The organism is Nocardioides hwasunensis, from assembly GCF_014779665.1.
GTDB lineage: Bacteria > Actinomycetota > Actinomycetes > Propionibacteriales > Nocardioidaceae > Nocardioides > Nocardioides hwasunensis.
The window spans coordinates 118,592-142,703 of the sequence record NZ_JACXYY010000006.1 but is presented as its reverse complement, the minus strand read 5'-3'; the positions used below and the strand labels follow the sequence as shown (position 1 = coordinate 142,703).

The window sequence follows — 24,112 nt, the reverse complement described above, 5'->3', positions numbered from 1 at the left end:
GCCGGGCCTCGGGGCTCAGGCGGTGGCGACGCTCATGCTCCAGGTCACGCCGAAGCGGTCGGTGAGCATGCCGAAGCCAGGACTCCACGCGGACGCGGCGAGGGGTTCGACGACGGTGCTGCCCTCGACGAGGCCGTCCCAGTAGCCCTGCGCCTCGTCGAGGGTGTCGGCGGCGACGGAGACGAACAGCGCCTGGTCGGTGAGGGTGGTGTTGTCCTCGCGTCGGGTCGAGGTGCCGCCCACGATCGTGCCGCCGGACTCGCCGGGGACGTCGTAGCCCATGATCCGGAACCCTGCGTCGGACGCGACGAGGCCGAACACCACTCGGTCGGAGCCCGGCACCTCGGCCGGCATGCCGAAGTCGGCGTACGTCTGGATGACCGCGTGCCCGCCGAACACGGACCGGTAGTGCTCGAGCGCCGCGCGTGCGTCACCGCGGAAGTTCAGGTGAGGGGTCGTCTGGATGGTCATTGCTGCTCCTCCTGGGGTGCGCGGCCCTGGTGGCCGCGTCAGGAGCGACTCTGCCGGTCGTGTAGGTCAGGGTGTGTCCTAGACTGCACCTAGTCTGGGGAGATGACGTCGACGACCTCGCGACTGCTGCAGCTGCTGTCGCTGCTCCAGACCCGGCGCGACTGGCCGGGCTCCCTGCTCGCCCAGCGCCTGCAGACCAGCGACCGCACGGTGCGACGCGACATCGACCGCCTCCGCGAGATGGGCTATCGCATCGAGGCGACGATGGGTCCCGACGGTGGCTACCGGCTGGGCGCCGGGACGGAGCTCCCTCCGCTGCTCTTCGACGACGACCAGACCGTCGCGGTCGCCATCGCCCTGCAGACCGCGCCGGCCGCCGGCGTCGGGATCGAGGAAGGCGCCCTCCGCGCGCTGGCCACCGTGCGGCAGGTCATGCCGTCGCGCCTGCGCCATCGGCTCGACGCGCTCGAGGTCACCGCCATCACCCGCGGCGCCGGCAGCGGAACCCCTGCGCGGGTCTCCTCCGAGGTGCTCGTCTCGCTCAGCGGCGCGATCCGCGCCCGGGAGGTGCTGCGCTTCGACTACGCCGCTCGTGACGCCGCCCCGGACGCCGAGCCGACCTCGCCACCACGTCGCGCGGAGCCGCACCACATCGTCACCTCCGACGGCCGCTGGTACCTCCTCGCCTGGGACCTCGACCGGGAGGACTGGCGTCTCTTCAGCGCCGACCGGGTCACACCGCGTACGCCGACGGGCCCGCGCTTCACGCCCCGCGAGGTCCCGGGCGGTGACGTGCACGAGTTCGTCTCGGCACGCTTCAAGGGCCGCGACGTCAACGAGTGGCCCTGCCGGGGCACGGTGATCCTCGACCTCCCGGCCCGGGAGGTCCTGCCCTTCGCCGGCGACGGGACGGTGCGCGTGGTCGACGAGGAGCGGTGCAGCCTCGAGGTCGGCTCCTGGTCCTGGGGCTCGCTCGCCGCCTCGCTCGGCCGCTTCGAGGTGGCCATGGAGGTGGTGGGGCCGCCCGAGCTCACCGCCGCGTTCGCGGTGCTCGCCGAGCGCTACGCCGCGACCGCGCGCGGCTGACCGGCGCCCGGACCGGCGGCCTCTAGGCGGTCGTCTCCTCGGTCGCCTCGGGTGGATCCTCGTCGAGGGTGAGGGCGGCGCCGTTGATGCACCATCGTCGACCGGTCGGCGTGGGCCCGTCACCGAACACGTGTCCCAGGTGCCCACCGCAGCTGGAGCAGCTCGCCTCGCGTCGCGGGACCAGCAGCTTGAAGTCGGTCCGGATCGACACGGCATCACGCGTGGCCGGATCCGAGAAGCTGGGCCAGCCCGTCCCGGAGTCGAACTGGTCGCCTGCTCGGAACAGCTCGGTGCCGCAGCCCGCGCACCTGTAGACGCCCTCGGCACCGGCCGTCGGGTGGACGTACGGACTGCTCCCCGGCGCCTCGGTGCCGGCCCGGCGAAGCACGCGGTACGCCTCGGCACCCAGCTGCGCCCGCCACTCCGCGTCCGTGCGCATCACCGGTGGCTGTGGGCGGGAGCGACGCGTGAACATGCGACGAGCCTAGAGACCGGGTCCCCACCTCGTGCCCCACGTCAGGTGACGGCGGCCCGGTTCCGCGGCACAGGTTCACACGTGTCCGAGATGTCGCCCCCGAGGTCGCTCTCTGAGGGCAACATCTCGGACACGTGTTGCCGGATCCGCCCCTCGACCCGGCGCCTGAGGGCAACATCTCGGACACGTGTCCGAAGTTGCGACCGAGCGTCGACTCTCACCGCAGGCGTCAACAGAGACGACAAGAGACGACAAGGTCGAAGTCCGCTCGCAGCAGGTACGAGCGGACTTCGACCTTGATGCGACGTGAGTCTCGCTCAGGGCTCGAGGTCCTCCGGCGGCTCGGGCTCGCGGGTGACGTGCATGGCGGCCTCCTCGGCGGAGGCGCCGGCGCCGTCGATGCCGACGTCGTAGGCGACCTCCTGCTTGTCGAGGTCCTCCCCCAGCCCCTCGTCGGGTGCGACCAGGCGACCGGTGCGCTCGTCGGCCTCGTCGAGGCCGAGCTGCTCGTCGAGGGCGTTCTCGTCCTCGCGGTCGGGGTCCGCGTCCTTGGCGGCCTCGGCGTACGGGTCGGGCTCGGGCTCCTCCTCGGCCAGCTTCTCGTCGAGGGACTCCCCCTGGAGGCGCTCGGCCTCGGTCGGGTAGTCGTCGTAGCCCTTGGGGGCCCGGTCCGGCGGCGAGTAGCCGCGGTCCAGCACATCGGTGAGGTCACCGTCGTCGAGCGTGTCCTCGGGCTGGAGCTGGTCCTCGTCGTCCACCGACATGTCGAGGTAGGTCTCGCGATCCTCAGTCATGCCTACAGGCGTACCTGACCCGCCGGGGCGGGACAAGGCCCGAGGGGGTGATCAGCCGAGCTCGCGCTCCAGCGCGTCGGTGAGCAGCGCGACCAGGGCCTCGGTCTGGATGTTGGCCGAGGAGCCGACGTCCGCGTCCGACCCGTCGAGCGCCCGGGCGGCGAGACCGGCCTTGGAGTCGATCAGCTCGGCGATCCGGGTGTCGATCGTCTGGGCGGCGATGATGCGCCACGCGGTGACCGGGTCGCTCTGCCCGATGCGGTGCACGCGGTCGATCGCCTGCGTCTGCTCGGCGTCGGTCCACGAGAGCTCGGAGAGCACCACGTTGGAGGCGACCTGGAGGTTGACACCGACGCCGGCCGCGGCCAGCGAGCAGACGATGACCTGCACGTCGGGGTCGTTGACGAAGCCCTCGATCGCCTTCTCGCGCGCCTTCGGCGTCTGGTCGCCACGGATCGAGGTGTGCTTGAGCCCCCGGCGCGTGAAGGTCTCCTCGGCGATGTCCATCACGTCGACGTGGCGGGCGAAGAAGACGACCTTGCCGACGTTGCGGGCGAGCTGGGCGGCGTAGTCGGCGGAGAGTCCGGCCTTGGCGCGACCGATGCGGCGGAACATCGAGAAGACGTTCTCCCCGCCGGTGCCCTTGTCCATCTCCTCGCGCTCCCACGTCGCCACGCGGCGGACGAGCTCGTGGTCGATGCCGTCGACGACGGAGCCCGTACGCCGGGTCTCCAGCGCCGCCTTGTAGCGCTGCACGAGCCGGCGGGCCAGGTCCTCCTCGGCCGCGCGGATCGAGCGGGTGTCCTCGTCGTCGAGCTCGACGGGGATGTCGGCGATGCGGCGTGCCGGGATGTCCTCGGCCACGTCGACCTTGCGCCGTCGCACGATGCCCATGTCGATCACGGCCTTGCGCGCCGCGGGGTAGAACGGCGGGTCGGCCGGCGTCAGGTCGGTCTCCTCCAGCGCCTCCATCAGGCGCGCCATCGGCTTGTGGTCGTCGATCCAGCCGAGGAACTGCCAGATCGCGCGGAAGTCCTCGATGTCGTTGATCAGCGGGGTGCCGGTCAGCGCCATCAGCAGCGGCCGCGCGGTGCGCGAGCGCAGCCGCTCGGAGAGCTCGAGCACGTGGCGCGAGCGCTGCGAGGTCTTGTTCTTGATGAAGTGCGCCTCGTCGACGACCATGCCGCGGAAGCCGAAGTCGCCCAGCCAGCCGACGTGGCGGTCGAGGATCTCGTAGTTGACGATGACGACGTCGGCGAAGGCGTCGACCCGGTCGCCGTCACCGTGGATGACCGTCGCGCGGCGGCGCGGCGTCCAGCGCTCGGTCTCGCGGGCCCAGTTGGTCTTGACGACGTTGGGGCACACCACGAGCAGGGGGAAGGCGTTGGCCGCCTGCGCGGCGAGGAGCGCTTGGGCGGTCTTGCCGAGGCCCGGCTCGTCGGCGAGCAGGAAGGTGCGGTGACCCTCGGCCGCCGAGGCGATCATCGCGGCCTGGTGGGGCATCAGCTCGAGCTTGCCGGGCGCGTCGAGGGTGGTCGGCTCGGGCAGCTCCATGCAGGAGGAGGACCCACCGAGCTCGAAGGAGCGGAAGAGCGGCCCGAGCAGCTCCCAGGTGGTGAGGCGCCCGTGGGTGCTGCGGCGCTCGCGGCCGATCCCGAAGTCGGGCACGAGGAACGGGTTGGCCAGCTGGTGCTGGACCACGGACTGCGGGATGACCCGGCGCTCGCCCAGGCCCGGGCCGGCCTCGTCGTCGGGCTTGGGCTCCTCCGGCGCCACCTCGACGCCGGCCTTGCGGAGCATCTCCAGGCGCAGGTCGCGCGCACTGTCGGTGACGACGGACTCCTCCGAGAGCAGGCCGAAGAGGGAGGGGTCGCGGGTCGCGGTCTTGGCGAGGATCGTCGCGATGCCGTCGAGACGCTTGAGCTCGTCGGCCTTCTGCGGGTCGCTCAGCTCGGTCGAGGCCTTGACGTCCTGCCGGTGCTCGCGCACCAGGAGCGCGACGACCTGGAACCGGACGCGCTGGCCCGGGGCCAACGGACCGCGCTGCACCGCGGACTCGAGCTCGCGCACCGCACGCGCCAGGACGGGGACGATGCCCTCGTTGTCCTTGTGGCGGGCTTGTGCAGGGGTGCGGCGACCGCCGCGTGAGCGCTGGCGCTGGGCCAAGGGGTCCTCCCGGACTCGGATACGCGTCGCGGAGCAGGCGAGCCTGTGGCGAGGCCCTGACCTGCACGCCGCGGCGTCAGGTGTGGAGCGGGCGTCTGGGTCGTGGCCGGTGGATCGGGGGGATCAGCGGCGGCACGGCGTCGGGACGCTGCGACCACTGTAGCCCCCGGGCGCCGTCCGCCGGTAAACAACCCCGGATCAGCGTGGCGGGCGGTGGTCGACGATGCGACGCATCTTGCCGACCGAGCGCTCGATGGACGCCACGTCGACGACCTCGACGGCGACGCTGACCCCGATCGAGTCCTTGATCCGCTGACCGAGCTCCGCCTGCGCCGCGGCGGCCTCGGCCGGCGTCGTGTGCTCGCGCTGCTCCACGCGCACGGTGAGGGTGTCGAGGTTGCCGCTGCGGTCGAGGTGGCACTGGAAGTGGGGCGAGAGGGCCGGGATGGCGAGGACGACCTCCTCGATCTGGGTCGGGAACAGGTTGACCCCGCGCAGGATGATCATGTCGTCGGTGCGACCGGTGATCTTCTCCATCCGCCGCATCGTCCGCGCGGTGCCGGGCAGCAACCGGGTCAGGTCGCGGGTGCGGTAGCGGATGACCGGCATCGCCTGCTTGGTGAGGGTGGTGAGGACCAGCTCGCCCTCCTCGCCGTCGGGCAGCACCTCACCGGTCACCGGGTCGATCACCTCCGGATAGAAGTGGTCCTCCCACACGTGCAGGCCGTCCTTGGTCTCCACGCACTCGCTCGCGACGCCGGGGCCGATCACCTCGGACAAGCCGTAGATGTCGACCGCGTGCATGTCGGTGCGCTCCTCCATCTCGCGGCGCATGTCGTTGGTCCACGGCTCGGCCCCGAAGATGCCGACCTTGAGAGAGGTGGAGCGCGGGTCGACGCCCTGCGCCTCGAGCTCGTCGATGATCGAGAGCATGTAGGACGGCGTCACCATGATCACGTCGGGCTCGAAGTCGAGGATCAGCTGGACCTGGCGCTGCGTCATGCCGCCGGAGACCGGTACGACGGTGCACCCGAGACGCTCGGCACCGGCATGCGCGCCGAGGCCACCGGTGAAGAGGCCGTAGCCGTAGGCGTTGTGCAGCACCATTCCCTTCCGGCCGCCGGCCGCGCGGATCGAGCGGGCGACGACGTCGGCCCACATGTCGAGGTCGTCGCGGGTGTAGCCGACCACGGTCGGCTTGCCGGTCGTGCCACTGGAGGCGTGGAGGCGTACGACGTCCTCGCGAGGCACCGCGAACATGCCGAACGGGTAGTGGTCTCGCAGCGTCGCCTTGGTCGTGAACGGGAGTCGGGCGAGGTCGGCCAGCGTCTCGATGTCGTCCGGGCCCACCCCGGCCTCGTCGAAGGCCTGCCGGTAGTGCGCGACGTGGTCGTGGGCGTGGCGCACCGACCACCGGAGCCGCTCGAGCTGGAGCGCGCGCAGCTCCTCGACGGGCGCCGTCTCGATGGGGTCGAGGTCACCGGGCTGGGGAGCGAGGTCGTGCACGTGGTCCTCCGGGTCCGAGGTCAGTCGTGAGAACGTTCAGCCATGGCAGAACGCGCACGCCGGGGCCGGCCGGGCCACGACCAGGCATCGGTGCTCCGCGTCGCCATCGAGCTCTTCAACAAGCAAGGCTACGACGCCACCAGCGTCGGTGACCTCGCCCGCGAGCTGGGGCTGACGAAGTCGGCGATCTACCACCACGTCCCCAGCAAGGAGCACTTGCTCGAGCGGGCGCTCGACGAAGCCCTCGGGGAGCTCTCGTCCGCCCTCGACGCGGTGCGCGCCGAGGCGTCGTACTCCCCCGATGAGCGGCTGCGCGAGGCCGTCCGCTCCAGCGTCGTGGTGCTGGCCCAGCACCTGCCCGCAGTGACGTTGCTGCTGCGTGTGCGGGGCAACACCCCGACCGAGCAGGACGCCCTCGCCCGCCGGCGCGACATCGACCAGCGTCTCGCCGAGATGGTCCAGGAGGCCGCCGGGGCCGGCGCGATCCGCGACGACATCGACCCACACCTGATCAGCCGGCTGATCTTCGGCATGGTCAACTCGCTGACCGAGTGGCTGCGCGACGAGGGCGACGCGGACGTGCTCGCCGACGCGGTCACCACGCTGGCCTTCGACGGGCTTTCGCGACACCGCTGACTCGTCTAGGTTTTCCCCGACCACCACCAGCGATCGTCGGGGGACGAAGGTGCGACGCTTCCACGCCATGTTGCGCTCGTGCCTGCCCCCGGGACTGGCGCTCGTCGTCGCGACAGGGATGTTGGCCCTCGTGGCGCCCCCGGCGCACGCCGGCACGGTCCACGCCGCGGTCGACCTGGTGCGCTCGGAGAGACCTGGGACGCTCCGGCTCGCCGGATGGGCCTTCGACGACGCCGCACCCAGCAGCCCGCTGGCAGTCCACGTGTATGTGGGCGGGCCGGCCGGATCCGGTGCGCCCGGGTACGTGGTCGGGTCGACTGATCAACCCCGGCAGGACGTGGCGGACGTGTACGGGGTCGGCCCGAACCAGGGGATCGACCGGACGGTGGCCGTCTCGCAGCACGGGCCCCAAGCCGTCTACGTCTACTTCCTCGGACCGACGCAGACAGTGGACCTCCCCCAGGGAGTCGTCACGATCGCCGACGTCCCACCGGAGACGGCGATCACCGCGGGCCCACCGGTCGAGGGCACCGACACCTCGGTGGCCTTCGCCTTCCGCGCCGACGAGCCGAGCACGTTCCGGTGCCGTCTCGACCAGGCTGCGTGGGAGCCCTGCACCAGCCCCGCTGCCCACACCGTCGCGGTCGGCGCGCACACGTTCGAGGTCGTCGCGACGAATGCCGCCGGCACCGTCGATCCGAGCCCAGCGGCGTACGCGTTCACCGTCGTCGCGCCGGCACCTCCGCCGCCGCCGGCCCCGCCGTCACCACCACCGCCGCCCCCGGCAGAACCGCGCATCACCGTCACGCTGAAGGCCCTGAAGAAGTCGCGGCTGCGCATCGACGTCGACCCGAACCTCAACCCGTCGAACTACCGCCTGACCATCCAGCGCAAGCGTGGCAGGTCGTGGCGCCCGGTCAGCTACACCCAGACGCTGGGGCCGAAGGACCGGATGACCGTCACGCTAACGCGTGGGAGGTACCGCGTGGTGGTGCCCCGCCAGCACGGCATGGCCGGGACCAGCGCGACCATCCGGTTGAAGCGCTAGCTCCGCGTCAGCGCGACGTGATCGTCCGGCTGCGACCGCGGAACTCGGCGACGACCTCGCCTGCCTCGGGGTCGTCGGCGCGGACCGTGACGTCGTAGATCCCGGACCGCCCACGGCGCGACACCTCACGGGCGTCGGCGTGGAGGGTCTGGCCGAGCCGCCCCGGCACCAGGAAGTCGACCCCGAAGCCGGCGGCGACGGTGACCGGCCCGTGGGAGTTGCAGGCCAGCGCGAACGCCGAGTCGCCCAGGCTCGCGATCAACCCGCCGTGACAGAGGTCGTGACCGTTGACCATGTCGGGCCGCACGAGCATCGACACCCGCGCGCGGCCGGGACCGAGGAAGTCGACCTGCATCCCGAGCATGGCGCTGGCGGCGTCGGCGGCCCACATCGCACGAGCCTCGGGGTGGTCGGCCTCAGGCATCGAAGTCGACCGTGACGTCGTCGCTCACGGGATAGGTCTGGCAGGTCAGCACGAACTGCTGCTCGACCTCGGCGGGCTCGAGGGCGTAGTTGCGCACCATCTCCACCTCGCCACCGGTGACCTTCGCCCGGCAGGTGCCGCACACGCCGCCCTTGCAGGCGAAGGGCAGGTCGCTGCGCACGGCCTGGGCGGAGTCGAGCAACGTCGTGTCGCGCGGCATCGGGGTGGTCGTCGTACGTCCGTCGAGCACGACGGTGACGTCGCTGGTCACTCCGTCGACGACGCGGTCGGCGTGACGCAACGTGGGCGGCGGCTCGTCGACGAAGAACAGCTCGAAGTGCACCTTCTCGCCTGGCACGCCGAGCTCCTCGAGCACGGTGCGGGAGTCCTGGATCAGCCCGAGCGGACCACACAGCCACACGTGGTCGAGGGCCGCCAGCGGCACCTTGATCGGCAGCAGTCGGCGCAGCCGGTCCGCGTCGAGCCGGCCGGAGAAGAGCTCGACGTCGCGCGGCTCGCGGGAGAGCACGTGGACGAGGTCGAAGCGCGGGCCGTGGAGGTTCTTGAGGTCGCTGAGCTCCTCGGCGAACATCACCGACGTCGTCTCGCGGTTGCCGTAGAGCATCGTCACCGAGCTCGCCGGGTTGGCCAGGACGGAGGCGGCGATCGAGAGCATCGGCGTGATGCCGGAGCCGGCCGCGATGCAGAGATGGCGCCCGGCCATCGCCGGGTCGGCACGGAAGCTGCCCGACGGCTCGGCGACCTCGACTGCCTCGCCCGGGTGCACCTGGTGGATCAACCAGGAGGAGAACAGGCCACCGGGGATCTCGCGCACGCCGATGCGGGGCGCGGCACCGGCCGGCGCGCAGATGGAGTAGGTGCGGCGGTGCTCGACACCGTCGACGACGCGGCGCAGGGTGAGCGACTCCCCCGGCTCGAAGGCGAACAGCTCGCGCAGGTCGTCGGGCACGTCGAACGTGACGGCGGCGGCGTCGTCGGTGAGCGGCTCGACGTCGCGCACGGTGAGCCGGTGGAAGGTGGGGGCGGCCACGGGGTCAGATCTCCTTCACGTGGTCGAAGGGCTCGAGGCACGAGGTGCAGCGGTACTGCGCCTTGCAGGCCGTCGAGCCGAACTCCGAGACGAGCTCGGTGGCGGGCGAGTCGCACTGCGGGCACCGCACCTGTCGGGCCATCGGCTGCAGCGTGAGCGGGATCGGTCCGTCGCTCGACGGCGCGGGTCCGGGCGGCGAGATGCCGGCCTCGGCCAGCGCGGCCCGACCCTCCGCCGTGATCCAGTCGGTCGTCCAGGGCGGATCGAGGCTGACCCGCACCTCGACGCGGTCGAACCCGGCACCTGAGAGCTCGCGGACGAGGTCGTCGCGCATCGCGGCCATCGCCGGGCATCCGGAATAGGTCGGGGTGATGTCGACGACCACGTGCGAGTCGCCCACCACGTCGACGTCGCGGAGCACGCCGAGGTCGGCGAGGGTCAGCATCGGCAGCTCGGGGTCGGTGACCCGCCCGGCGGCGGCCCTGGCCTGCTTCAACGTCGTACGGCTCAGCAACCTCACCACTGCCCCCTCGGGTGGGCGCGGGCGACGGACTGCATCTCCGCGAGCATCCGGCCCAGCGGCTCGCCGTGCGTGCCGTCGCGGCCGGTGCGGCCGAGCACCCCGGCGCGGCGCGGCGCCTCCGAGCGCGGCACGTCGGCGGCGGCCAGCACCTGGTCGAGCACCGCCTCCGCGGCCTCGCGGACGCCCGCCGGGTCGACGCCGACACCGGACGCAGCGGCGGCGGCCTCGACCGGGTGGGTGTCGAACAGCTCGGGCCACAGTGGCCACAAGAGGTCGAGCGCGGCGACGAGCCGGGCACGGGACTCGTCGGTGCCGCGCGCGAGCGTGACGAACCAGCGGGCGGCGTAGTCGCGGTGGTAGGCGAGCTCCTTGACGCCCTTGGTGGCGACGGCGGCGAGCACGTGGTCGCGGCTCTCGCGCAGCCGCTCCCAGATCGCGAGCCGCCAGACCGAGAAGAGCAGCACCCGCACGGTCGCCTCGGCGAAGTCACCGTTGTCGAGCTCGGCGAGACGGACGTTGCGGAAGGCGTGGGACTCGCGGAAGTAGGCCAGTGCGTCCTCCGGCGGTGCGGGCGAGCCCTCAGGCAGCACCGGCACGACCGACCCGTCGGCCTTGGCCGCGCGGGCGAGCAGGAGCCGCGCCTGGCCGAGCAGGTCGAGGGAGATGTTGGACAGCGCGATGTCGTCCTCGAGGTCGGGCGCGCGGCTGGTCCACTCCGAGACCCGGTGGGACATGACGAGCGCGTCGTCGCCCAGCATCAGCGCGTACACCGCGAGCGTGGGGCCGTCGACGCCCTCGGGGATCGTGGTGTCGACGCCCGCGAGGGGGTCCTCGAAGTCGGTCCCGAAGGCCCAGTGGGCGTCGTTGACGAGCAGGCCGGCGTAGGCGCTGTCGTGCTCGTCCTCTGCAGGTGTCTGGATGTGGTCAGTCATCAGCCCTGTCCGGTGATTGTCGGAGGGAACGGGGTCCCCGCGGCGTTGTTCTGGAGGAGCGCAGCGGGGGAAGAAGAACGTCGTGGGGTGCTCTCACATGTGGGGGACGTCGGCGGGGATGTCGTAGAAGGTCGGGTGGCGGTAGACCTTGTCGCCGCTCGGGGCGAACATCGGGTCCTTCTCGTCGGGGCTCGACGCGGTGATCGCGTCGGCGCGGACGACCCAGATGCTCACGCCCTCGTTGCGCCGGGTGTAGACGTCGCGCGCGTGCAGCAGCGCCATCCGGTCGTCTGCGGCGTGCAGCGAGCCGACGTGGACGTGGTTGAGCCCGCGCTTGCCGCGCACGAAGACCTCGTAGAGGGGCCACTCCCGCTCGACGGGTGCGATCCCGACACCGCTGGCCACGCCCTCGAGCGGGACGGCGCCGTGCCCGCCCTCGGCGGTGAACCCGCGGCCGGTCGGCTCGTCGCTCATGCGGTGGCTCCGTCCTGGCGGGAGGCGTACGCCATCGCTGCCTCCCTCACCCACGCGCCGTCCTCGTGGGCGCGTCGGCGGTGCTCCATCCGCTGCGCGTTGCAGGGGCCGTTGCCCCTCACACCCTCCATGAACTCCTCCCAGTCGGGCTGGCCGAAGTCGTGGTGGCCGCGCTCCTCGTTCCAGACGAGCTCCGGGTCGGGCAGGGTCACGCCGAGCGCCTTCGCCTGTGGGACCGACATGTCGACGAACTTCTGACGCAGCTCGTCGTTGGTGTTGCGCTTGATGCCCCACGCCATCGACTGCGCGGTGTTGGGCGAGTCGGCGTCGGGCGGGCCGAACATCATCAGCGCCGGCCACCAGAACCGGTCGACCGACTCCTGCACCATCGCGCGCTGCTCGTCGGTGCCGCGCATCATCGTGGTGAGCAGCTCGTAGCCCTGGCGCTGGTGGAAGGACTCCTCCTTGCAGACACGGATCATCGCGCGGCCGTAGGGGCCGTAGGACGTGCGGCACAGCGGGACCTGGTTGCAGATCGCGGCACCGTCGACCAGCCACCCGATGGTGCCGACGTCGGCGTAGGACAACGTGGGGTAGTTGAAGATCGAGGAGTACTTCTGCTTGCCCGCGAGCAGCAGCTCGGTGAGCTCGAGCCGGGAGACGCCGAGGGTCTCGGCCGCGGAGTAGAGGTAGAGCCCGTGCCCGGCCTCGTCCTGCACCTTGGCCAGCAGGATCGCCTTGCGGCGCAGGCTCGGCGCGCGCGCGATCCAGTTGCCCTCGGGCTGCATGCCGATGATCTCGCTGTGCGCGTGCTGGGCGATCTGGCGCACCAACGTCCTCCGGTAGCCCTCGGGCATCCAGTCGCGCGGCTCGATCCGGTCGTTGCGGGCGATCGTCGCCTCGAACCGGCGCTCCAGCGCCTCGTCGGACTCGCGGTCCGGCGCGGTCTCCGTCAGCGTCATCAGGGCCTCCGAACGAATGGGCTGAGCGATTTACTGACCGATCGGTCTGGTATTAGTGTGTCACCAGTCACCCTGACACGCAATCCGCCCGTGCGACCAGTGGAGGAACACCGTGAGCCGACTGCTCGAGAGCTATGCCGCAGGCCGCTGGTACGCCGCCCCCGCCGAGGGCCACCCGCTCCTCGACGCAGGCACGGGCGAGGAGGTCGCGCGCATCTCGAGCGCCGGTCTGGACCTCGGGGCGATGGCCCACCACGCCCGGTCGGTCGGCGGCCCGGCGATCCGCGAGCTGACCTTCCACGAGCGCGCCCTCCTGCTCAAGGAGCTGGCCACCCACCTCACCGGGCTCAAGGACGAGCTCTACGAGCTGTCCCTGGCGACCGGCGCGACGCGCCGTGACTCGATGATCGACATCGACGGTGGCTTCGGCACGATGTTCAGCTTCTCGTCGAAGGGTCGCCGCGAGCTGCCCAACGACACGGTGGTGTGCGACGGCGACCTCGAGCAGCTCGGCCGCACCGGCGTCTTCCTGGGCCAGCACGTCTACACCTCGCGCCCGGGTGTCGCGGTGCAGGTCAACGCCTTCAACTTCCCGGTGTGGGGCATGCTCGAGAAGCTCGCGCCGGCCTTCATCGCCGGACTCCCCTCCCTCGTGAAGCCCGCCAGCCAGACGGCGTACCTGACCGAGCTCGTGGTGCGGCGGATCATCGAGTCGGGGATCCTGCCCGAGGGCTCGCTGCAGCTGCTGTCCGGCTCGGCGGGCGACCTCCTCGACCACCTCGGCGTGCAGGACTCGGTGGCGTTCACCGGATCGGCCCACACCGCCGGCATCCTGCGTCAGCACCCGTCGGTGCTCCACGGCGGCGTGCAGCTCCAGGTCGAGGCCGACTCGCTCAACTGCTCCGTGCTCGGTCCCGACGTCACCTCGAGCGACCCGGAGTGGGACCTCTTCGTCAGGGGCGTCGTCACCGAGATGACGGCCAAGGCGGGCCAGAAGTGCACGGCCATCCGCCGCGTCATCGTGCCGTCGGCCGTCGCCGACGAGATGACCGATGCGATCGCCACCAGGCTCGCGGCGATCACCGTCGGGGATCCCGGCGACGAGTCGACCCGGATGGGTCCGCTCGCCTCCCTCGGTCAGCGCGAGGAGGTCCGCAAGGCCGTCGAGGCGCTGCGCTCGTCGTGCGAGGTGGTCCTCGACGAGACCTCGGTGGACGCCTCGGACCGAGGTGCGTTCATGACCCCGGTGCTGCTGAGGGCCCGCGCCGGCGCGGTCGAGCCGCACGACGTGGAGCCCTTCGGCCCGGTGTCGACCGTGATGTCGTACGACACCCTCGACGAGGCCGTCACCCTGGCCGCCCGCGGCAAGGGCTCGCTCGTCGGCTCGGTGGTCACCCACGACCCGGCCGTCGCTCGCACGCTCGTGCTCGGCCTCGCCCCGTGGCACGGACGCATCCTGGTCCTCGACCGCGACGACGCGCCGGAGTCGACCGGCCACGGCTCGCCCCTGCCGATGCTGGTGCACGGCGGACCCGGTCGCGCCGGCGGCGGCGAGGAGCTCGGCGGCGTGCGCGGCGTGCTCCACCACATGCAGCGCTCGGCGATCCAGGCCTCCCCCGACATGCTGACCGCGATCACCGGCCGCTGGACGCGCGGCTCGCAGCGCACGATCACCCCGGAGCACCCGTTCCGCCACTCTCTGGCGACGCTCCAGGTCGGCGACACCATCGCGTCCGAGCCACGGGTCGTCTCGCTCGAGGACATCGACCACTTCGCCGACTTCACCGGTGACACCTTCTACGCCCACACCGATCCCGAGGCCGCCGCGCAGAACCCGCTCTTCGGCGGCATCGTCGCCCACGGCTACCTCATCGTGTCGATGGCCGCCGGGCTCTTCGTCGACCCCGCGCCCGGCCCGGTGCTGGCCAACTTCGGCGTCGACCACCTGCGCTTCCTCACCCCCGTCAAGGCCGGTGACTCGATCCGCGTGACGCTCACGGTCAAGCAGATCACCCCGCGCTCCTCCGCCGACTACGGAGAGGTCCGCTGGGACGCGCTCGTCACCAACGGCGACGACGAGCCCGTCGCGACCTACGACGTGCTGACCCTGGTGGCCAAGGAGGCCTGAGCCTGCGGCTCAGCCGTCGGCGAGGTCGGCGTAGCCTCCGCCGTTGACGACGTCGGTGAAGCCGAGCTCCTCCATCTGCTCGACCGCACCGGTGGCGCGGCGACCGGTGGCGCAGTAGACCACGTAGGGGTCTTCGCGAGGCAGCTCGCCGAGGCGATCGGCGAAGTCGTCGGCCTGCACGTCGAGATTGGTCGCCCCGTCGAGGTGGCCGGCGGCGAACTCCTCAGGGGTCCTGACGTCGATCACCGTCGCCCCGTCGGCGATGCGTCCGAGTGCGTCGCTCGACGAGACCGGTGCAGCACCGCTCGCGGACGAGTCGGACGAGGACGCCGGCGCGGGCTCGCCGTCGGAGCCGCAGGCGCTGGCGCCGAGAGCCAGCAGTGCCGTCAGCGACAGGGCGACCAGGGGGCGGGAGATCACCGTTCGACCCTAGCCCGCGTAGGGAACCTCGCTGCGCCAGTCGCCCTCGTCGGTCGCGACCGCCGCCCAGAGCGCCTCGGCGACCCCGTCGGGCGTGAACGCGCCGTCCTTCGCCAGGGCGCCGCGCACGGTCACCGAGACCGCGCGGATGCCGTCGGGAGACAGGGTCTTGTCGAGGCTGTGCACCAGGTTGCGCACGCCGGCCTTCTGCACCCCGAGCGATGCGGCGCCCTCCCACGGCTCGTCGGCCGCCATGCTCCCGGTGACGCTCACGCGCCCGCCCGCGGACATGAAGGGTCGCGCGGCCTGGACGACGGTCAGCAGCGCGCCGACACCGAGCCGGACGTCCTCGAGCAGCTCGTCGACGCTCAGCTGCAGCGGATCCTTCTCCCGGAAGGCGCTCGGGTTGAAGTGGAGCACGTCGATCCGGCCAGCGTGCTCGCCGAAGCGGCGTACGGCGGCGCGCGCGGCCGGCTCGTCGGTGACGTCGACGACCGTGTGACCGCACGCGGCACCACGCCCCTCGACGTCGGCTGCGAGGTCGTCGAGCACGCCCTGGTCCTGGCCCATCAGCGCGACGTCGTAGCCCTCGTCGGCGAACTTCCTCGCCACCGATCCGCTCACACCCGGCCCGGCACCCACGATCACGACGACTGGTCTGCTCATGGGTCGTTCGTACCGCACGCTCAGGTCGTGTGGGGGTGCTCGCCGGTGGGGTCGTCGGGGATGGCGTTGGGTCCCTGGGCGCCCTCCTGGACGTCCCCGGACTCCTGCTCCGGCTGCCCGGCCACCGAGTCCTCGGCGCTGATGGCCTGCGGCTCATCGCCCGCGACGGCCATCTCGGAGACCTGGCCCTCGGGCTCCTCCTCGTGGTCGTTCGCGTCGCGGTCGTGCTCGTCGTGTGCCATGGGTCGCCTCTCGTCGTGGTCGGTCCACACAAGCAGCCACGGCAGCCGGCGCGGCTCACCTCCGCGGGTGGTGGACGTGCACGGGCGGCTGGCTACGGTCGCGGCATGACTCGATTCGGATACACCCTGATGACCGAGCAGAGCGGCCCGCGGCAGCTGGTCTCGTACGCCGTCGCCGCCGAGCGGACCGGTTTCGACTTCGAGGTGATGAGTGACCACTTCTCCCCCTGGCTCACCGAGCAGGGCCATGCCCCGCACGCCTGGACGACGCTCGGGGCGGTCGCGCAGGCGACCGAGCGCGTCGACCTGATGACCTACGTGACGTGCCCGACGCTGCGCTACCACCCGGCCGTCGTGGCGCAGAAGGCCGCGACGCTGCAGCTGCTCGCCGAGGGGCGGTTCATCCTCGGGCTCGGCAGCGGCGAGAACCTCAACGAGCACGTGGTCGGCGCCGGCTGGCCCGCGATCGCCGAGCGGCAGGACATGCTCGCCGAGGCGATCGAGGTCATCCGCGCGTTGCACACCGGTGAGCTCGTCGACCACCGCGGCGAGTTCTTCCAGGTGGACTCCGCCCGCATCTGGGACCTGCCCGACGAGGGCGTCGACATCGGGGTCGCGGTCGCCGGCGAGCGCGGCATCGAGCGGTTCGCGCCCCTGGCCGACCACCTCGTCGCCGTCGAGCCGAAGGCCGAGATCGTCGAGCAGTGGAACGCCGTCGAGGATGCGCCCTCGATCGGCTCCGGGGCCCGCGCCATCGGCCAGATCCCGATCTGCTGGGACCCCGACGAGGACGCAGCGATCGCCCGAGCGCACGAGCAGTTCCGCTGGTTCGCCGGTGGCTGGTCGGTCAACGCCGACCTGCCGACTCCCGCCGGGTTCTCCGGCGCGACCCAGTTCGTCCGCCCCGAGGACGTCGCGGACTCGATCCCCTGCGGGCCCGACCTCGACAGGATCGTCGAGGCCGTCTCGGACTACTGGGGGGCCGGGTTCACCGACGTCGCGCTCGTGCAGGTCGGCGACGAGGGCCAGGACCGGTTCCTCGCCGAGGCGGCCGGACCGCTGCTCGAGAAGCTGCGCGCGGCCGCCCCGTGAGCGACCCGTCCCGGACGGCCGTCCTGCTCGACGTCGACGGCACGCTCGTCGACTCGACCTACCACCACGCGGTCGCCTGGTTCCGCGCGTTCAGCAGGCACGGCACGCCGCCGCCGATGTGGGAGGTCCATCGCGCGATCGGCATGGGCGGAGACAAGCTCGTCGCGCACATCACCGACGAGGAGACCGAGGAGCGGATCGGTGACGCGCTGCGAGAGGCCTGGCGCGAGGAGTACCTCCCCCTCCGCGAGGAGATCGTCGCCCTGCCCGGCGCGGCCGACCTGGTGGCCGAGGTGCGCGACCACGGCGGCAGGGTCGCGATCGCCTCGTCCGGCGACCCGCAGTTCGCGCGGGAGGCGATCGAGCTCCTCGGCATCGGCAAGCACGTCGACGTGCTGCTGACCTCCGACGACGTCGACGCCTCCAAGCCCGCCCCCGACCTGCTCCAGCTGACGCTCGATCGGCTCGGTGACGTCGACCGGGCGGTCCTCGTCGGCGACACGGTCTACGACGTGGAGTCCGCGCGCCGTGCCGGCCTCCCGTGCCTGGCGGTGCGCACCGGCGGCTTCGGGCAGGAGGAGCTCAAGACGGCTGGGGCGGTGAAGGTCAGCGCCTCCGTGGCCGGGCTGTGCTCCGGGGCCTGGCTCGACCACGTCGCGGCACGAGCGGGCTGAGTCTCGCCGATCAGCTGATCGCGGTGAAGCGACCCCGCCGGTGCCGCGGCTGCTCGATCTCGTCGACGATCGCGATCGCGAGATCGTCGGCCGAGATCGTGGACGTGCCGTCGGCGTCCTTGAGGAGCACGTCGCCACCGAGGACGTACGCGCCCTTCGAGGCCGTGCCGAGCCACGAGCCGAAGTCCTGCGGCGGGCTGACGTAGAAGAAGTCGAGGCCCTCGGGGCTCTCCTGCAGCAGCGCGAGGACGTCGAGCCCGGTCTGCACCTCCGGCTTCACCTCGTCCGGCATGTGCTCCTCGGTCACGTCCCACAGGCGGGGACCGCCCTCCTCGACCAGGAGCGAGGAGGCGCCCCCGATGAACCCCAGGCGGGTCGGCGTGCCGTCGAGGCGCGCGACGAGGTCGGTCACGACGCCCTCGAGCCTGCCGGCCATGTCGCCGCGCGGCGAGAGCGCGCTGACCACGACGTCGCGTCCCGCGAGCACGCGGTCGAGCACGTCGGTGTCCAGGGCCGAGCCCACGACGTGGTCGACGCCGTCGACCGGGGTCTCCGGAGCGGTGCGGCTCACCGAGGTCACGTCGTGACCCCGCTTGTGGGCCTCGGCGACGAGGGCGGCGCCGGCGTAGCCGGTGCCTCCGAGAACAGTGATGCGTGCCATGACGTGCTTCCTTCCGGGATGGGTGTGGGTCAGCGCCAGCCGAGGTCGGGTGCGACCTCGGTGAGCAGCGACTCGAGGAGGTGGGCGTTGTAGTCCACGCCGAGCTGGTTGGGCACCGTGAGCAGCAGGGTGTCGGCGGCGGCGATCGCCTCGTCGTCGGCCAGCTCCTTGACCAGGATGTCCGGCTCGGCGGCGTACGTCTTGCCGAAGACGGCCCGCAGGTTGGCCTCGATCTGGCCGAACTGGTCCGAGCTGGATCCCTCGTGCCCGAAGTACATCCGGTCGAGGTCGGTGGTGATCGGCATGATCGAGCGGCTGACCGAGACGCGTGGCTCGCCCTCGTGGCCGGCCTCCTTCCACGCCTCGCGGAAGATCTCGATCTGCTTGCGCTGCTGGACGTGGAACGGCTCGCCGGTCTCGTCGGCCTTGAGCGTCGAGCTCATCAGGTGCATGCCCTTCTCGGCCGTCCAGCGCGCGGTCGCGTCGGACGCGGCGCCCCACCAGATGCGATCGCGCAGCCCGGGCGAGTGCGGCTCGGGGCGCAGCAGGCCCGGCGGGTTCGGGAACATCGGTCGCGGGTTGGGCTGGGCGAAGCCCTCGCCCTCGAGGACCTGGAGGAAGACCTCGGTGTGGCGACGGGCCATGTCGGCCTGGTCCTCCCCTCGGCCGGGGCGTAGCCGAAGTAGCGCCAGCCGTCGACGACCTGCTCCGGTGATCCCCGGCTGATGCCGAGCTGGAGCCGGCCGCCGGAGATCAGGTCGGCGGAGCCGGCGTCCTCGGCCATGTAGAGCGGGTTCTCGTAGCGCATGTCGATCACGCCGGTGCCGATCTCGATCCGGCTCGTGCGCGCGCCCACGGCGGCGAGCAGGGGGAACGGCGAGGCGAGCTGGCGCGCGAAGTGGTGCACGCGGAAGTAGGCCCCGTCGGCGCCGAGCTCCTCGGCCGCGACGGCGAGGTCGATCGACTGCAGCAACGTGTCGGAGGCCGAGCGGACCGCCGACTGCGGCGAGTCGGTCCAGTGGCCGAAGTTCAGGAACCCGATCTTCTTCATGACTCGTTCAACGCTCAACTACTCCGTTTGTTCCCGGCGGTCGCCGCTGAACCCGGCCCCCTCGACCGGCGGCCGTCCGGGCGCCGCCAGCGACAGCACCGCCCGGGCGATCTCGGGGCGTTCCTCGAGGTGGTCCTCGAGCCGCTGGAGCTCCTCGGCCGCCTGGCTCTCGGGGTCGTCGCCGACGAGGTCGACCGAGCCGACGAGGAAGATCTTCTCCGGTCCGACGTACTCCAGGTGCAGGCTGTTGACGCTCTGCACCTCGGGCCGCTCCCGCAGCCAGCCGATGACGGTCTCGTAGGCGCGGGGGTCGGCGATCTGGCCGACGAGGAAGGCCATGTTGCGGCGCAGCAGGTAGATCGCGACCCAGCCGAGCAGCAGCCCGACGAGGATGGAGCCGATCGCGTCCCACACCGGCTGACCGGTCGCCTGGTGCAGGGCGAGACCGCTCACCGCGATCACGATGCCGACGAGCGCCGCGGCGTCCTCGAAGAAGACACCGCGCAGCGTGGGGTTGGAGGTCTGGTCGAGGAACGTCGCCCGGCTGACCTTCGCGGTCAGCGCCCCGCGGCGCACCTCCCGACGGGCCTGGGTGAAGGAGATGCCCTCGAGCACGAACGCGGCACCGAGGACGAGGTAGGCCCACAGGTAGTCGGCCTCCTGCTCCTCCGCGCCGAGCGACTGGATCCCGTGGATCACCGAGACCGCGGCCCCGACGGCGAAGAGCCCGAAGGCCGCGATCATCGACCAGACGTAGGCCTCCCGGCCGTAGCCGAGCGGGTGGGTGCGGTCGGGCGCCTTCTCCGAGCGGCGCTCGGCCACGACGAGGAAGACCTCGTTGCCGGCGTCGGCCCAGGAGTGCGCTGCCTCGGCCACCATCGACGCCGAGCCGGTGAGCGCGGCGGCGAGGCTCTTGAGGATGGCGAGGATCGTGTTGGCGGCCAGCGCGACGAGGACGGTGAGCACCTCACCACCCTGTCACTCCGGCCCTTGACGCGCGACCGTCTCCGGTGTGCAATATATTGCATGCCGATCCCTCTCGACGCGGCACCGATCCGCACCGGACTGCTGCGCGACACCGTGCACGACCGACTCCGCGACGCGATCGTCGACGGCACGCTGGCTCCGGGTGAGGTCGTCCGCGACACCGAGCTAGCCACCTGGCTCGGCGTGAGTCGTACGCCGGTGCGTGAGGCGCTGCTGCGACTCGGGGAGACTGGGCTGGTCCGCGCGGCCCCCGGTCGTTCCACCGTCGTCGCCGAGATCGACCTGGGCGAGGTGCGCGCCGCCCACGCCGTCGTCGCCTCGATGCACCGGCTCGCGGTGGGCGAGGCCGTCTCCAGACTCACCTCCGCCGACCTCGACCGGATGCGCACGGCCAACGAACGCTTCGCCGCCGCGATCGACGACCGGGACACGGCTGCGGCCCTCAGCGCCGACGACGACTTCCACGCCGTGGCCGTCGACGCCTCCGGCAACCGGGCTCTCGCGACCGTGCTCGACCAGTTCAGCCCGGTCGTGCGTCGCCTCGAGCGGCGCCGCTTCGCCTCCCACGCCGGCGCCGAGTCCGTGGGCCTGCACGACCGGCTCGTCGACGCGTGTGCGGCCGGCGACGCCGACGCGGCCGCGGAGGTGGCCTTCCAGACCTGGCAGAACCTCGCCGCGCTGATCCCCGAGTCCCCCGAGTCCCCCGAGTCCGACACCACCACCCCGCAGGAGATCGCGTGATCCTCGACCAGTTCGAGCGCTACCCGCTCACGTTCGGCCCGTCCCCCGTCCACGAGCTGAAGCGACTGACCCAGCACCTCGGTGGCGCCACCGTCTGGGCCAAGCGCGAGGACGTCAGCAGCCCCCTGGCCTACGGCGGCAACAAGGTCCGCAAGCTGGAGTACATCGTCCCCGACGTGCTCGCCAGCGGCGCCGACACGCTCGTGTCCATCGGCGGCTTCCAGTCCAACCACACGCGCCAGGTCGCAGCGGTCGCCGCGCACCTCGGCCTCAAGTGCCGCCTGGTGCAGGAGAAGTGGGTGCCGTGGGACGACCCCACCAACACCCAGGTCGGCAACATCCTGCTCAGCCGGATGATGGGCGCCGACTCCCGCCTCGACCCGGCCGGCTTCGACATCGGCATCCGCGACTCGTGGAAGGACGCGCTCCGTGAGGTCGAGGAGTCGGGCGGCACGCCGTACGCCATCCCGGCCGGCGCGAGCGAGCACCGCCTCGGTGGGCTCGGGTTCGCCAACTGGGCCTTCGAGGTCGCCGAGCAGGAGAAGGAGCTGGGCGTCACGTTCGACACGATCGTGGTCTGCACGGTGACCGGCTCGACGCACGCCGGCATGATCGCCGGCTTCGCCGCGCTGGAGGACCTCACCGGCGTCCGCCGTCGCGTGCTCGGCATCGACGCGAGCGCCACGCTGGAGAAGACCCGCGACCAGGTCGCCCGGATCGCCCGCCACACCGCCGAGCTGATCGAGCTCGGCCGCGACCTGCGCGACGACGAGATCACGGTGCTCGAGGGCTGGGCCGGGGAGCTCTACGGACTCCCGGTCGACTCGACGATGGAGGCGATGGCGCTCGGCGCGCAGCTCGAGGCGATGATCACCGACCCCGTCTACGAGGGGAAGTCGCTCGCCGGCCTCATCGACCTCGTGGGCCAGGGTGAGATCCCGCGCGACTCCCACGTGCTCTACGCCCACCTCGGCGGGCAGCCGGCGATCAACGCCTACCACTCCCTCTGGCCCGCCCAGGGCTGAGCGGCGGGGGCTCCCCGTCCGCCGTCACCTGATCCGGACACGTGTCCGAGAGGTCGCCCTCGGCTGGCGTGCCCGGGCGACGTCGCGGACACGTGTCCGTGACGTCGCCCTCGATCCGCCGTTCCGAGGGCGATTCCTCGGACACGTGTGGACGTGGTGGCGCCAGCGTCGCGCCGATGACCAACGACTGGAGCGCAGCCCTCGACTGGGCCGGGGGCAACCTCTCGGACACGTGTCCGCCTTGTTGCCCGCGAAGCTCCCATCCGGGGGCGACGTCTCGGACACGTGTCCAGCCCGCCCGCCGCCTCGGAGCACGTGTTCGAGAGACCACAGGACCAGCCCGACCGCGCGCGGTCAGCCCAGCGCGAAGTCCACCGCGGCGAGTGCGTGCAGGCGGGTCGTGGCGAAGACCGGCACCTCGACGTCGTCGGCGCCGATCAGCAGCTCGATCTCGGTGCAGCCGAGGATCACGCCCTCGGCGCCGGCGGTCGCCAGGCGCGCCACCACGTCGACGTACGCCGACCGCGACCCGTCGCGCACGACGCCGTGGACGAGCTCGTCGTAGATCACCCGGTGCACCAGCTCGAGGTCGTCGCCGGTCGGCACGAGCACCTCGATGCCTTGGGCCTCCAGCCGCTCGCGCACGAAGGGCTGCTCCATGGTGAAGCGGGTGCCGAGCAGCGCCACCCGGGAGAGGCCGGCGTCGTGGATCGCGGCCGCGGTGACGTCGACGATGTGCAGCAGCGGGATCGATGCAGCCGCCTCGATGGCACCTGCGACCTTGTGCATCGTGTTGGTGCAGAGCACCAGGCAGTCGGCACCGGCGGCCTCGAGGGCGCGCGCCTCGGCGGCGAGCAGCTCGCCCGCAGCGTCCCAGTCCCCGGTGGCCTGCATGGCCTCCACCTCGGCGAAGTCGACCGACGACATCAGCACCTTCGCCGAGTGGTAGCCGCCCAGCCGCTCGCGGACGGCCTCGTTGACGACCTGGTAGTAGAGCGCCGAGCTCTCCCAGCTCATCCCGCCCAGCAGCCCGATCGTGCGCATCGCCTCACCCATGACGCCATTCAACCGAGCGCGTGGGCAGAGGTCCGTCTCGGGTCGGTCCTCGAGCAGCGCATCGTGCGCCGCGAGCGACGTGGTGGCGACCAGCTCGACATGCGAGGGAGCGACCAGCGTTCTAGCGTGGACCCATGGCCGCGCCTCTCACCTCCTCCGACGGGCTCACCGTCCACCCGGCGACCCAGGCACGCTTCGACGACGTGCGCACGATGGTGGGCCCGAAGAAGCCGACGTCCAACGTGTGCTGGTGCCTGAGCCACCGCATCCCGGCCAAGGACAACCGCGAGCTCGCCGGTCCCGCGCGCGCCGACTTCGTGGAGGCACTGACCCGCAGGCGCACCAAGCCCGGTGTGCTCGCCTACGACGGCGACGAGGTCGTCGGGTGGGCCGCGGTCGCCCCGCGGGCCGACCTCCCCTTCGCCCGCTCCACGAAGATCCCGCACGTCGACGAGCAGGACGCGTGGTCGGTCTGGTGCATCCGGGTGCGGCCCGGTCACCGCGGTCGGGGCATCTCGCACGTCCTGCTCGAGGGCGCGGTGGCGTACGCCGTCCAGCGCGGGGCGCCGGTCATCGAGGGCTACCCCGTCGACAACCGGGGCGAGAAGGTCGACCTCACCATGGCCTACGTCGGCACCCGCAAGCTCTTCGAGGACGCCGGCTTCGAGCTCGCGAGCAGCACCGAGGCGACCTCGGCCGGCTTCCCGCGCGTCGTCATGCGCCGCGACGCCTGATCCCTGCGCGCCGACTCGCCGCGCGGCACGCTCCTTGGTACCTTTAGTCACGTAATTCAGTGCACTAAAAGGACGGAGTGGGGCCAT

At 71.8% G+C, this 24,112-nt stretch carries 27 protein-coding genes and 1 pseudogene; 9 read left to right on the top strand and 19 right to left on the bottom strand.

Going from position 1 to position 24,112, the window contains the following annotated elements; all coding sequences use genetic code 11:
• Nucleotides 1-15: 15 nt before the first annotated feature.
• The gene (locus IEZ25_RS15160) at nucleotides 16-471 is read right to left on the bottom strand and encodes a VOC family protein (protein ID WP_191200292.1); all 456 of its coding nucleotides are present in this window, start codon (nucleotides 469-471) and stop codon (nucleotides 16-18) included.
• A 102-nt stretch (nucleotides 472-573) separates the two neighbouring features.
• Between IEZ25_RS15160 and IEZ25_RS15155 the strand changes: the two genes are divergently transcribed.
• A complete protein-coding gene (locus IEZ25_RS15155; protein WP_191200291.1) occupies nucleotides 574-1,557 on the top strand; it encodes a helix-turn-helix transcriptional regulator in 984 nt (327 codons plus the stop codon).
• 22 nt (nucleotides 1,558-1,579) lie between these two features.
• Here the strand turns inward: IEZ25_RS15155 and msrB are convergent, their stop codons facing one another.
• The 4 genes from msrB to paaK form a co-directional block, all read right to left on the bottom strand.
• On the bottom strand, nucleotides 1,580-2,032 hold the full coding sequence (gene msrB, locus IEZ25_RS15150) for a peptide-methionine (R)-S-oxide reductase MsrB (RefSeq protein ID WP_191200290.1): 453 nt from the start codon (nucleotides 2,030-2,032) through the stop codon (nucleotides 1,580-1,582).
• A gap of 317 nt (nucleotides 2,033-2,349) precedes the next feature.
• Nucleotides 2,350-2,826, bottom strand: a complete 477-nt coding sequence (locus tag IEZ25_RS15145) for a DUF5709 domain-containing protein (protein ID WP_191200289.1) — start codon at nucleotides 2,824-2,826, stop codon at nucleotides 2,350-2,352.
• 51 nt (nucleotides 2,827-2,877) lie between these two features.
• A complete protein-coding gene (locus IEZ25_RS15140) occupies nucleotides 2,878-4,992 on the bottom strand; it encodes a DEAD/DEAH box helicase (RefSeq protein WP_191200288.1) in 2,115 nt (704 codons plus the stop codon).
• 198 nt (nucleotides 4,993-5,190) lie between these two features.
• Nucleotides 5,191-6,498 carry a phenylacetate--CoA ligase PaaK gene (gene paaK / locus IEZ25_RS15135; RefSeq protein WP_191200287.1) on the bottom strand — a complete coding sequence of 436 codons (1,308 nt, stop codon included), beginning with the start codon at nucleotides 6,496-6,498 and terminating at the stop codon, nucleotides 5,191-5,193.
• 42 nt (nucleotides 6,499-6,540) lie between these two features.
• Between paaK and IEZ25_RS15130 the strand changes: the two genes are divergently transcribed.
• Both IEZ25_RS15130 and IEZ25_RS15125 read left to right on the top strand, forming a co-directional pair.
• Entirely contained in the window at nucleotides 6,541-7,134 is a 594-nt protein-coding gene (locus IEZ25_RS15130; protein WP_191200286.1) for a TetR/AcrR family transcriptional regulator, read from the top strand.
• 67 nt (nucleotides 7,135-7,201) lie between these two features.
• Complete coding sequence (locus IEZ25_RS15125) at nucleotides 7,202-8,182, top strand: hypothetical protein (RefSeq protein ID WP_191200285.1); 981 nt, start codon at nucleotides 7,202-7,204, stop codon at nucleotides 8,180-8,182.
• Between the two features lie 7 nt (nucleotides 8,183-8,189).
• On the opposite strand, the gene paaI is transcribed toward IEZ25_RS15125, so the two are convergent.
• The 6 genes from paaI to paaA all read right to left on the bottom strand — a co-directional run bounded on the left by paaI (nucleotide 8,190) and on the right by paaA (nucleotide 12,548).
• Entirely contained in the window at nucleotides 8,190-8,606 is a 417-nt protein-coding gene (paaI, locus tag IEZ25_RS15120; protein WP_191200284.1) for a hydroxyphenylacetyl-CoA thioesterase PaaI, read from the bottom strand.
• Complete coding sequence (paaE, locus tag IEZ25_RS15115) at nucleotides 8,599-9,657, bottom strand: 1,2-phenylacetyl-CoA epoxidase subunit PaaE (RefSeq protein ID WP_191200283.1); 1,059 nt, start codon at nucleotides 9,655-9,657, stop codon at nucleotides 8,599-8,601. Before paaE ends, paaI begins: the two co-directional genes overlap by 8 nt.
• A 4-nt stretch (nucleotides 9,658-9,661) precedes the next feature.
• Complete coding sequence (gene paaD / locus IEZ25_RS15110) at nucleotides 9,662-10,177, bottom strand: 1,2-phenylacetyl-CoA epoxidase subunit PaaD (RefSeq protein WP_191200282.1); 516 nt, start codon at nucleotides 10,175-10,177, stop codon at nucleotides 9,662-9,664.
• Entirely contained in the window at nucleotides 10,174-11,112 is a 939-nt protein-coding gene (gene paaC / locus IEZ25_RS15105) for a 1,2-phenylacetyl-CoA epoxidase subunit PaaC (RefSeq protein WP_191200281.1), read from the bottom strand. The genes paaD and paaC overlap by 4 nt, the downstream gene beginning before the upstream one ends.
• Nucleotides 11,113-11,205: 93 nt before the next feature.
• The gene (gene paaB, locus IEZ25_RS15100) at nucleotides 11,206-11,586 is read right to left on the bottom strand and encodes a 1,2-phenylacetyl-CoA epoxidase subunit PaaB (RefSeq protein WP_191200280.1); all 381 of its coding nucleotides are present in this window, start codon (nucleotides 11,584-11,586) and stop codon (nucleotides 11,206-11,208) included.
• On the bottom strand, nucleotides 11,583-12,548 hold the full coding sequence (paaA, locus tag IEZ25_RS15095; protein WP_191200279.1) for a 1,2-phenylacetyl-CoA epoxidase subunit PaaA: 966 nt from the start codon (nucleotides 12,546-12,548) through the stop codon (nucleotides 11,583-11,585). Before paaA ends, paaB begins: the two co-directional genes overlap by 4 nt.
• 112 nt (nucleotides 12,549-12,660) lie before the next feature.
• Here paaA and paaZ point away from each other — a divergent pair, with 112 nt between their 5' ends.
• The gene (gene paaZ / locus IEZ25_RS15090) at nucleotides 12,661-14,676 is read left to right on the top strand and encodes a phenylacetic acid degradation bifunctional protein PaaZ (protein WP_191200278.1); all 2,016 of its coding nucleotides are present in this window, start codon (nucleotides 12,661-12,663) and stop codon (nucleotides 14,674-14,676) included.
• 9 nt (nucleotides 14,677-14,685) lie between these two features.
• Here paaZ and IEZ25_RS15085 read toward each other — a convergent pair whose 3' ends face one another.
• Genes IEZ25_RS15085 through IEZ25_RS15075 form a run of 3 tightly spaced genes read right to left on the bottom strand, consistent with a single transcriptional unit; the run spans nucleotide 14,686 to nucleotide 16,004 of the window.
• Nucleotides 14,686-15,096: a rhodanese-like domain-containing protein gene (locus IEZ25_RS15085; protein ID WP_318152258.1), complete on the bottom strand. Its 411-nt coding sequence runs from the start codon at nucleotides 15,094-15,096 to the stop codon at nucleotides 14,686-14,688.
• A gap of 9 nt (nucleotides 15,097-15,105) precedes the next feature.
• The gene (locus IEZ25_RS15080; protein WP_191200277.1) at nucleotides 15,106-15,762 is read right to left on the bottom strand and encodes an SDR family oxidoreductase; all 657 of its coding nucleotides are present in this window, start codon (nucleotides 15,760-15,762) and stop codon (nucleotides 15,106-15,108) included.
• Nucleotides 15,763-15,782: 20 nt separating this feature from the next.
• The gene (locus tag IEZ25_RS15075; protein ID WP_191200276.1) at nucleotides 15,783-16,004 is read right to left on the bottom strand and encodes a hypothetical protein; all 222 of its coding nucleotides are present in this window, start codon (nucleotides 16,002-16,004) and stop codon (nucleotides 15,783-15,785) included.
• A gap of 105 nt (nucleotides 16,005-16,109) precedes the next feature.
• Here IEZ25_RS15075 and IEZ25_RS15070 point away from each other — a divergent pair, with 105 nt between their 5' ends.
• On the top strand, nucleotides 16,110-17,096 hold the full coding sequence (locus IEZ25_RS15070) for an LLM class F420-dependent oxidoreductase (protein WP_191200275.1): 987 nt from the start codon (nucleotides 16,110-16,112) through the stop codon (nucleotides 17,094-17,096).
• Entirely contained in the window at nucleotides 17,093-17,770 is a 678-nt protein-coding gene (locus IEZ25_RS15065) for an HAD family hydrolase (RefSeq protein WP_191200274.1), read from the top strand. Before IEZ25_RS15070 ends, IEZ25_RS15065 begins: the two co-directional genes overlap by 4 nt.
• Nucleotides 17,771-17,780: 10 nt before the next feature.
• Here IEZ25_RS15065 and IEZ25_RS15060 read toward each other — a convergent pair whose 3' ends face one another.
• The 4 genes and pseudogenes from IEZ25_RS15060 to IEZ25_RS15050 all read right to left on the bottom strand — a co-directional run bounded on the left by IEZ25_RS15060 (nucleotide 17,781) and on the right by IEZ25_RS15050 (nucleotide 20,448).
• On the bottom strand, nucleotides 17,781-18,431 hold the full coding sequence (locus IEZ25_RS15060; protein WP_191200273.1) for an NAD(P)-dependent oxidoreductase: 651 nt from the start codon (nucleotides 18,429-18,431) through the stop codon (nucleotides 17,781-17,783).
• A gap of 29 nt (nucleotides 18,432-18,460) precedes the next feature.
• Nucleotides 18,461-19,075: an LLM class flavin-dependent oxidoreductase gene (locus IEZ25_RS21550; protein ID WP_224749076.1), complete on the bottom strand. Its 615-nt coding sequence runs from the start codon at nucleotides 19,073-19,075 to the stop codon at nucleotides 18,461-18,463.
• A gap of 113 nt (nucleotides 19,076-19,188) precedes the next feature.
• Nucleotides 19,189-19,482: pseudogene (locus IEZ25_RS21545) on the bottom strand (LLM class flavin-dependent oxidoreductase); the annotation flags it as partial.
• 18 nt (nucleotides 19,483-19,500) lie between these two features.
• A complete protein-coding gene (locus IEZ25_RS15050; protein ID WP_191200272.1) occupies nucleotides 19,501-20,448 on the bottom strand; it encodes a cation diffusion facilitator family transporter in 948 nt (315 codons plus the stop codon).
• A 60-nt stretch (nucleotides 20,449-20,508) separates the two neighbouring features.
• On the opposite strand from IEZ25_RS15050, the gene IEZ25_RS15045 reads away from it, so the two are divergent.
• Both IEZ25_RS15045 and IEZ25_RS15040 read left to right on the top strand, forming a co-directional pair.
• Entirely contained in the window at nucleotides 20,509-21,210 is a 702-nt protein-coding gene (locus IEZ25_RS15045) for a GntR family transcriptional regulator (protein ID WP_191200271.1), read from the top strand.
• Nucleotides 21,207-22,235: a 1-aminocyclopropane-1-carboxylate deaminase gene (locus tag IEZ25_RS15040; RefSeq protein ID WP_191200270.1), complete on the top strand. Its 1,029-nt coding sequence runs from the start codon at nucleotides 21,207-21,209 to the stop codon at nucleotides 22,233-22,235. The genes IEZ25_RS15045 and IEZ25_RS15040 overlap by 4 nt, the downstream gene beginning before the upstream one ends.
• 354 nt (nucleotides 22,236-22,589) lie before the next feature.
• Here IEZ25_RS15040 and IEZ25_RS15035 read toward each other — a convergent pair whose 3' ends face one another.
• On the bottom strand, nucleotides 22,590-23,291 hold the full coding sequence (locus IEZ25_RS15035; protein WP_318152257.1) for an aspartate/glutamate racemase family protein: 702 nt from the start codon (nucleotides 23,289-23,291) through the stop codon (nucleotides 22,590-22,592).
• A 134-nt stretch (nucleotides 23,292-23,425) separates the two neighbouring features.
• Here IEZ25_RS15035 and IEZ25_RS15030 point away from each other — a divergent pair, with 134 nt between their 5' ends.
• Nucleotides 23,426-24,025, top strand: coding sequence for a GNAT family N-acetyltransferase (locus IEZ25_RS15030; protein ID WP_191200269.1), 600 nt, complete (start codon nucleotides 23,426-23,428; stop codon nucleotides 24,023-24,025).
• The last annotated feature ends 87 nt before the right edge of the window (nucleotides 24,026-24,112 follow it).

Bases quoted from the DNA above. Each gene is read 5' to 3' on its own strand.
- IEZ25_RS15130 (WP_191200286.1), top strand. From the start codon at position 6,541: ATGGCAGAACGCGCACGCCGGGGCCGGCCGGGCCACGACCAGGCATCG.
- paaI (WP_191200284.1), bottom strand. From the start codon at position 8,606: ATGCCTGAGGCCGACCACCCCGAGGCTCGTGCGATGTGGGCCGCCGAC.
- IEZ25_RS21550 (WP_224749076.1), bottom strand. From the start codon at position 19,075: ATGGCCCGTCGCCACACCGAGGTCTTCCTCCAGGTCCTCGAGGGCGAG.
- IEZ25_RS15160 (WP_191200292.1), bottom strand. From the start codon at position 471: ATGACCATCCAGACGACCCCTCACCTGAACTTCCGCGGTGACGCACGC.
- msrB (WP_191200290.1), bottom strand. From the start codon at position 2,032: ATGTTCACGCGTCGCTCCCGCCCACAGCCACCGGTGATGCGCACGGAC.
- IEZ25_RS15125 (WP_191200285.1), top strand. From the start codon at position 7,202: ATGTTGCGCTCGTGCCTGCCCCCGGGACTGGCGCTCGTCGTCGCGACA.
- IEZ25_RS15035 (WP_318152257.1), bottom strand. From the start codon at position 23,291: ATGGGTGAGGCGATGCGCACGATCGGGCTGCTGGGCGGGATGAGCTGG.
- IEZ25_RS15145 (WP_191200289.1), bottom strand. From the start codon at position 2,826: ATGACTGAGGATCGCGAGACCTACCTCGACATGTCGGTGGACGACGAG.
- paaC (WP_191200281.1), bottom strand. From the start codon at position 11,112: ATGACTGACCACATCCAGACACCTGCAGAGGACGAGCACGACAGCGCC.
- IEZ25_RS15045 (WP_191200271.1), top strand. From the start codon at position 20,509: ATGCCGATCCCTCTCGACGCGGCACCGATCCGCACCGGACTGCTGCGC.
- IEZ25_RS15030 (WP_191200269.1), top strand. From the start codon at position 23,426: ATGGCCGCGCCTCTCACCTCCTCCGACGGGCTCACCGTCCACCCGGCG.
- IEZ25_RS15080 (WP_191200277.1), bottom strand. From the start codon at position 15,762: ATGAGCAGACCAGTCGTCGTGATCGTGGGTGCCGGGCCGGGTGTGAGC.
- paaB (WP_191200280.1), bottom strand. From the start codon at position 11,586: ATGAGCGACGAGCCGACCGGCCGCGGGTTCACCGCCGAGGGCGGGCAC.
- IEZ25_RS15155 (WP_191200291.1), top strand. From the start codon at position 574: ATGACGTCGACGACCTCGCGACTGCTGCAGCTGCTGTCGCTGCTCCAG.
- paaA (WP_191200279.1), bottom strand. From the start codon at position 12,548: ATGACGCTGACGGAGACCGCGCCGGACCGCGAGTCCGACGAGGCGCTG.
- IEZ25_RS15075 (WP_191200276.1), bottom strand. From the start codon at position 16,004: ATGGCACACGACGAGCACGACCGCGACGCGAACGACCACGAGGAGGAG.
- IEZ25_RS15070 (WP_191200275.1), top strand. From the start codon at position 16,110: ATGACTCGATTCGGATACACCCTGATGACCGAGCAGAGCGGCCCGCGG.
- IEZ25_RS15060 (WP_191200273.1), bottom strand. From the start codon at position 18,431: ATGGCACGCATCACTGTTCTCGGAGGCACCGGCTACGCCGGCGCCGCC.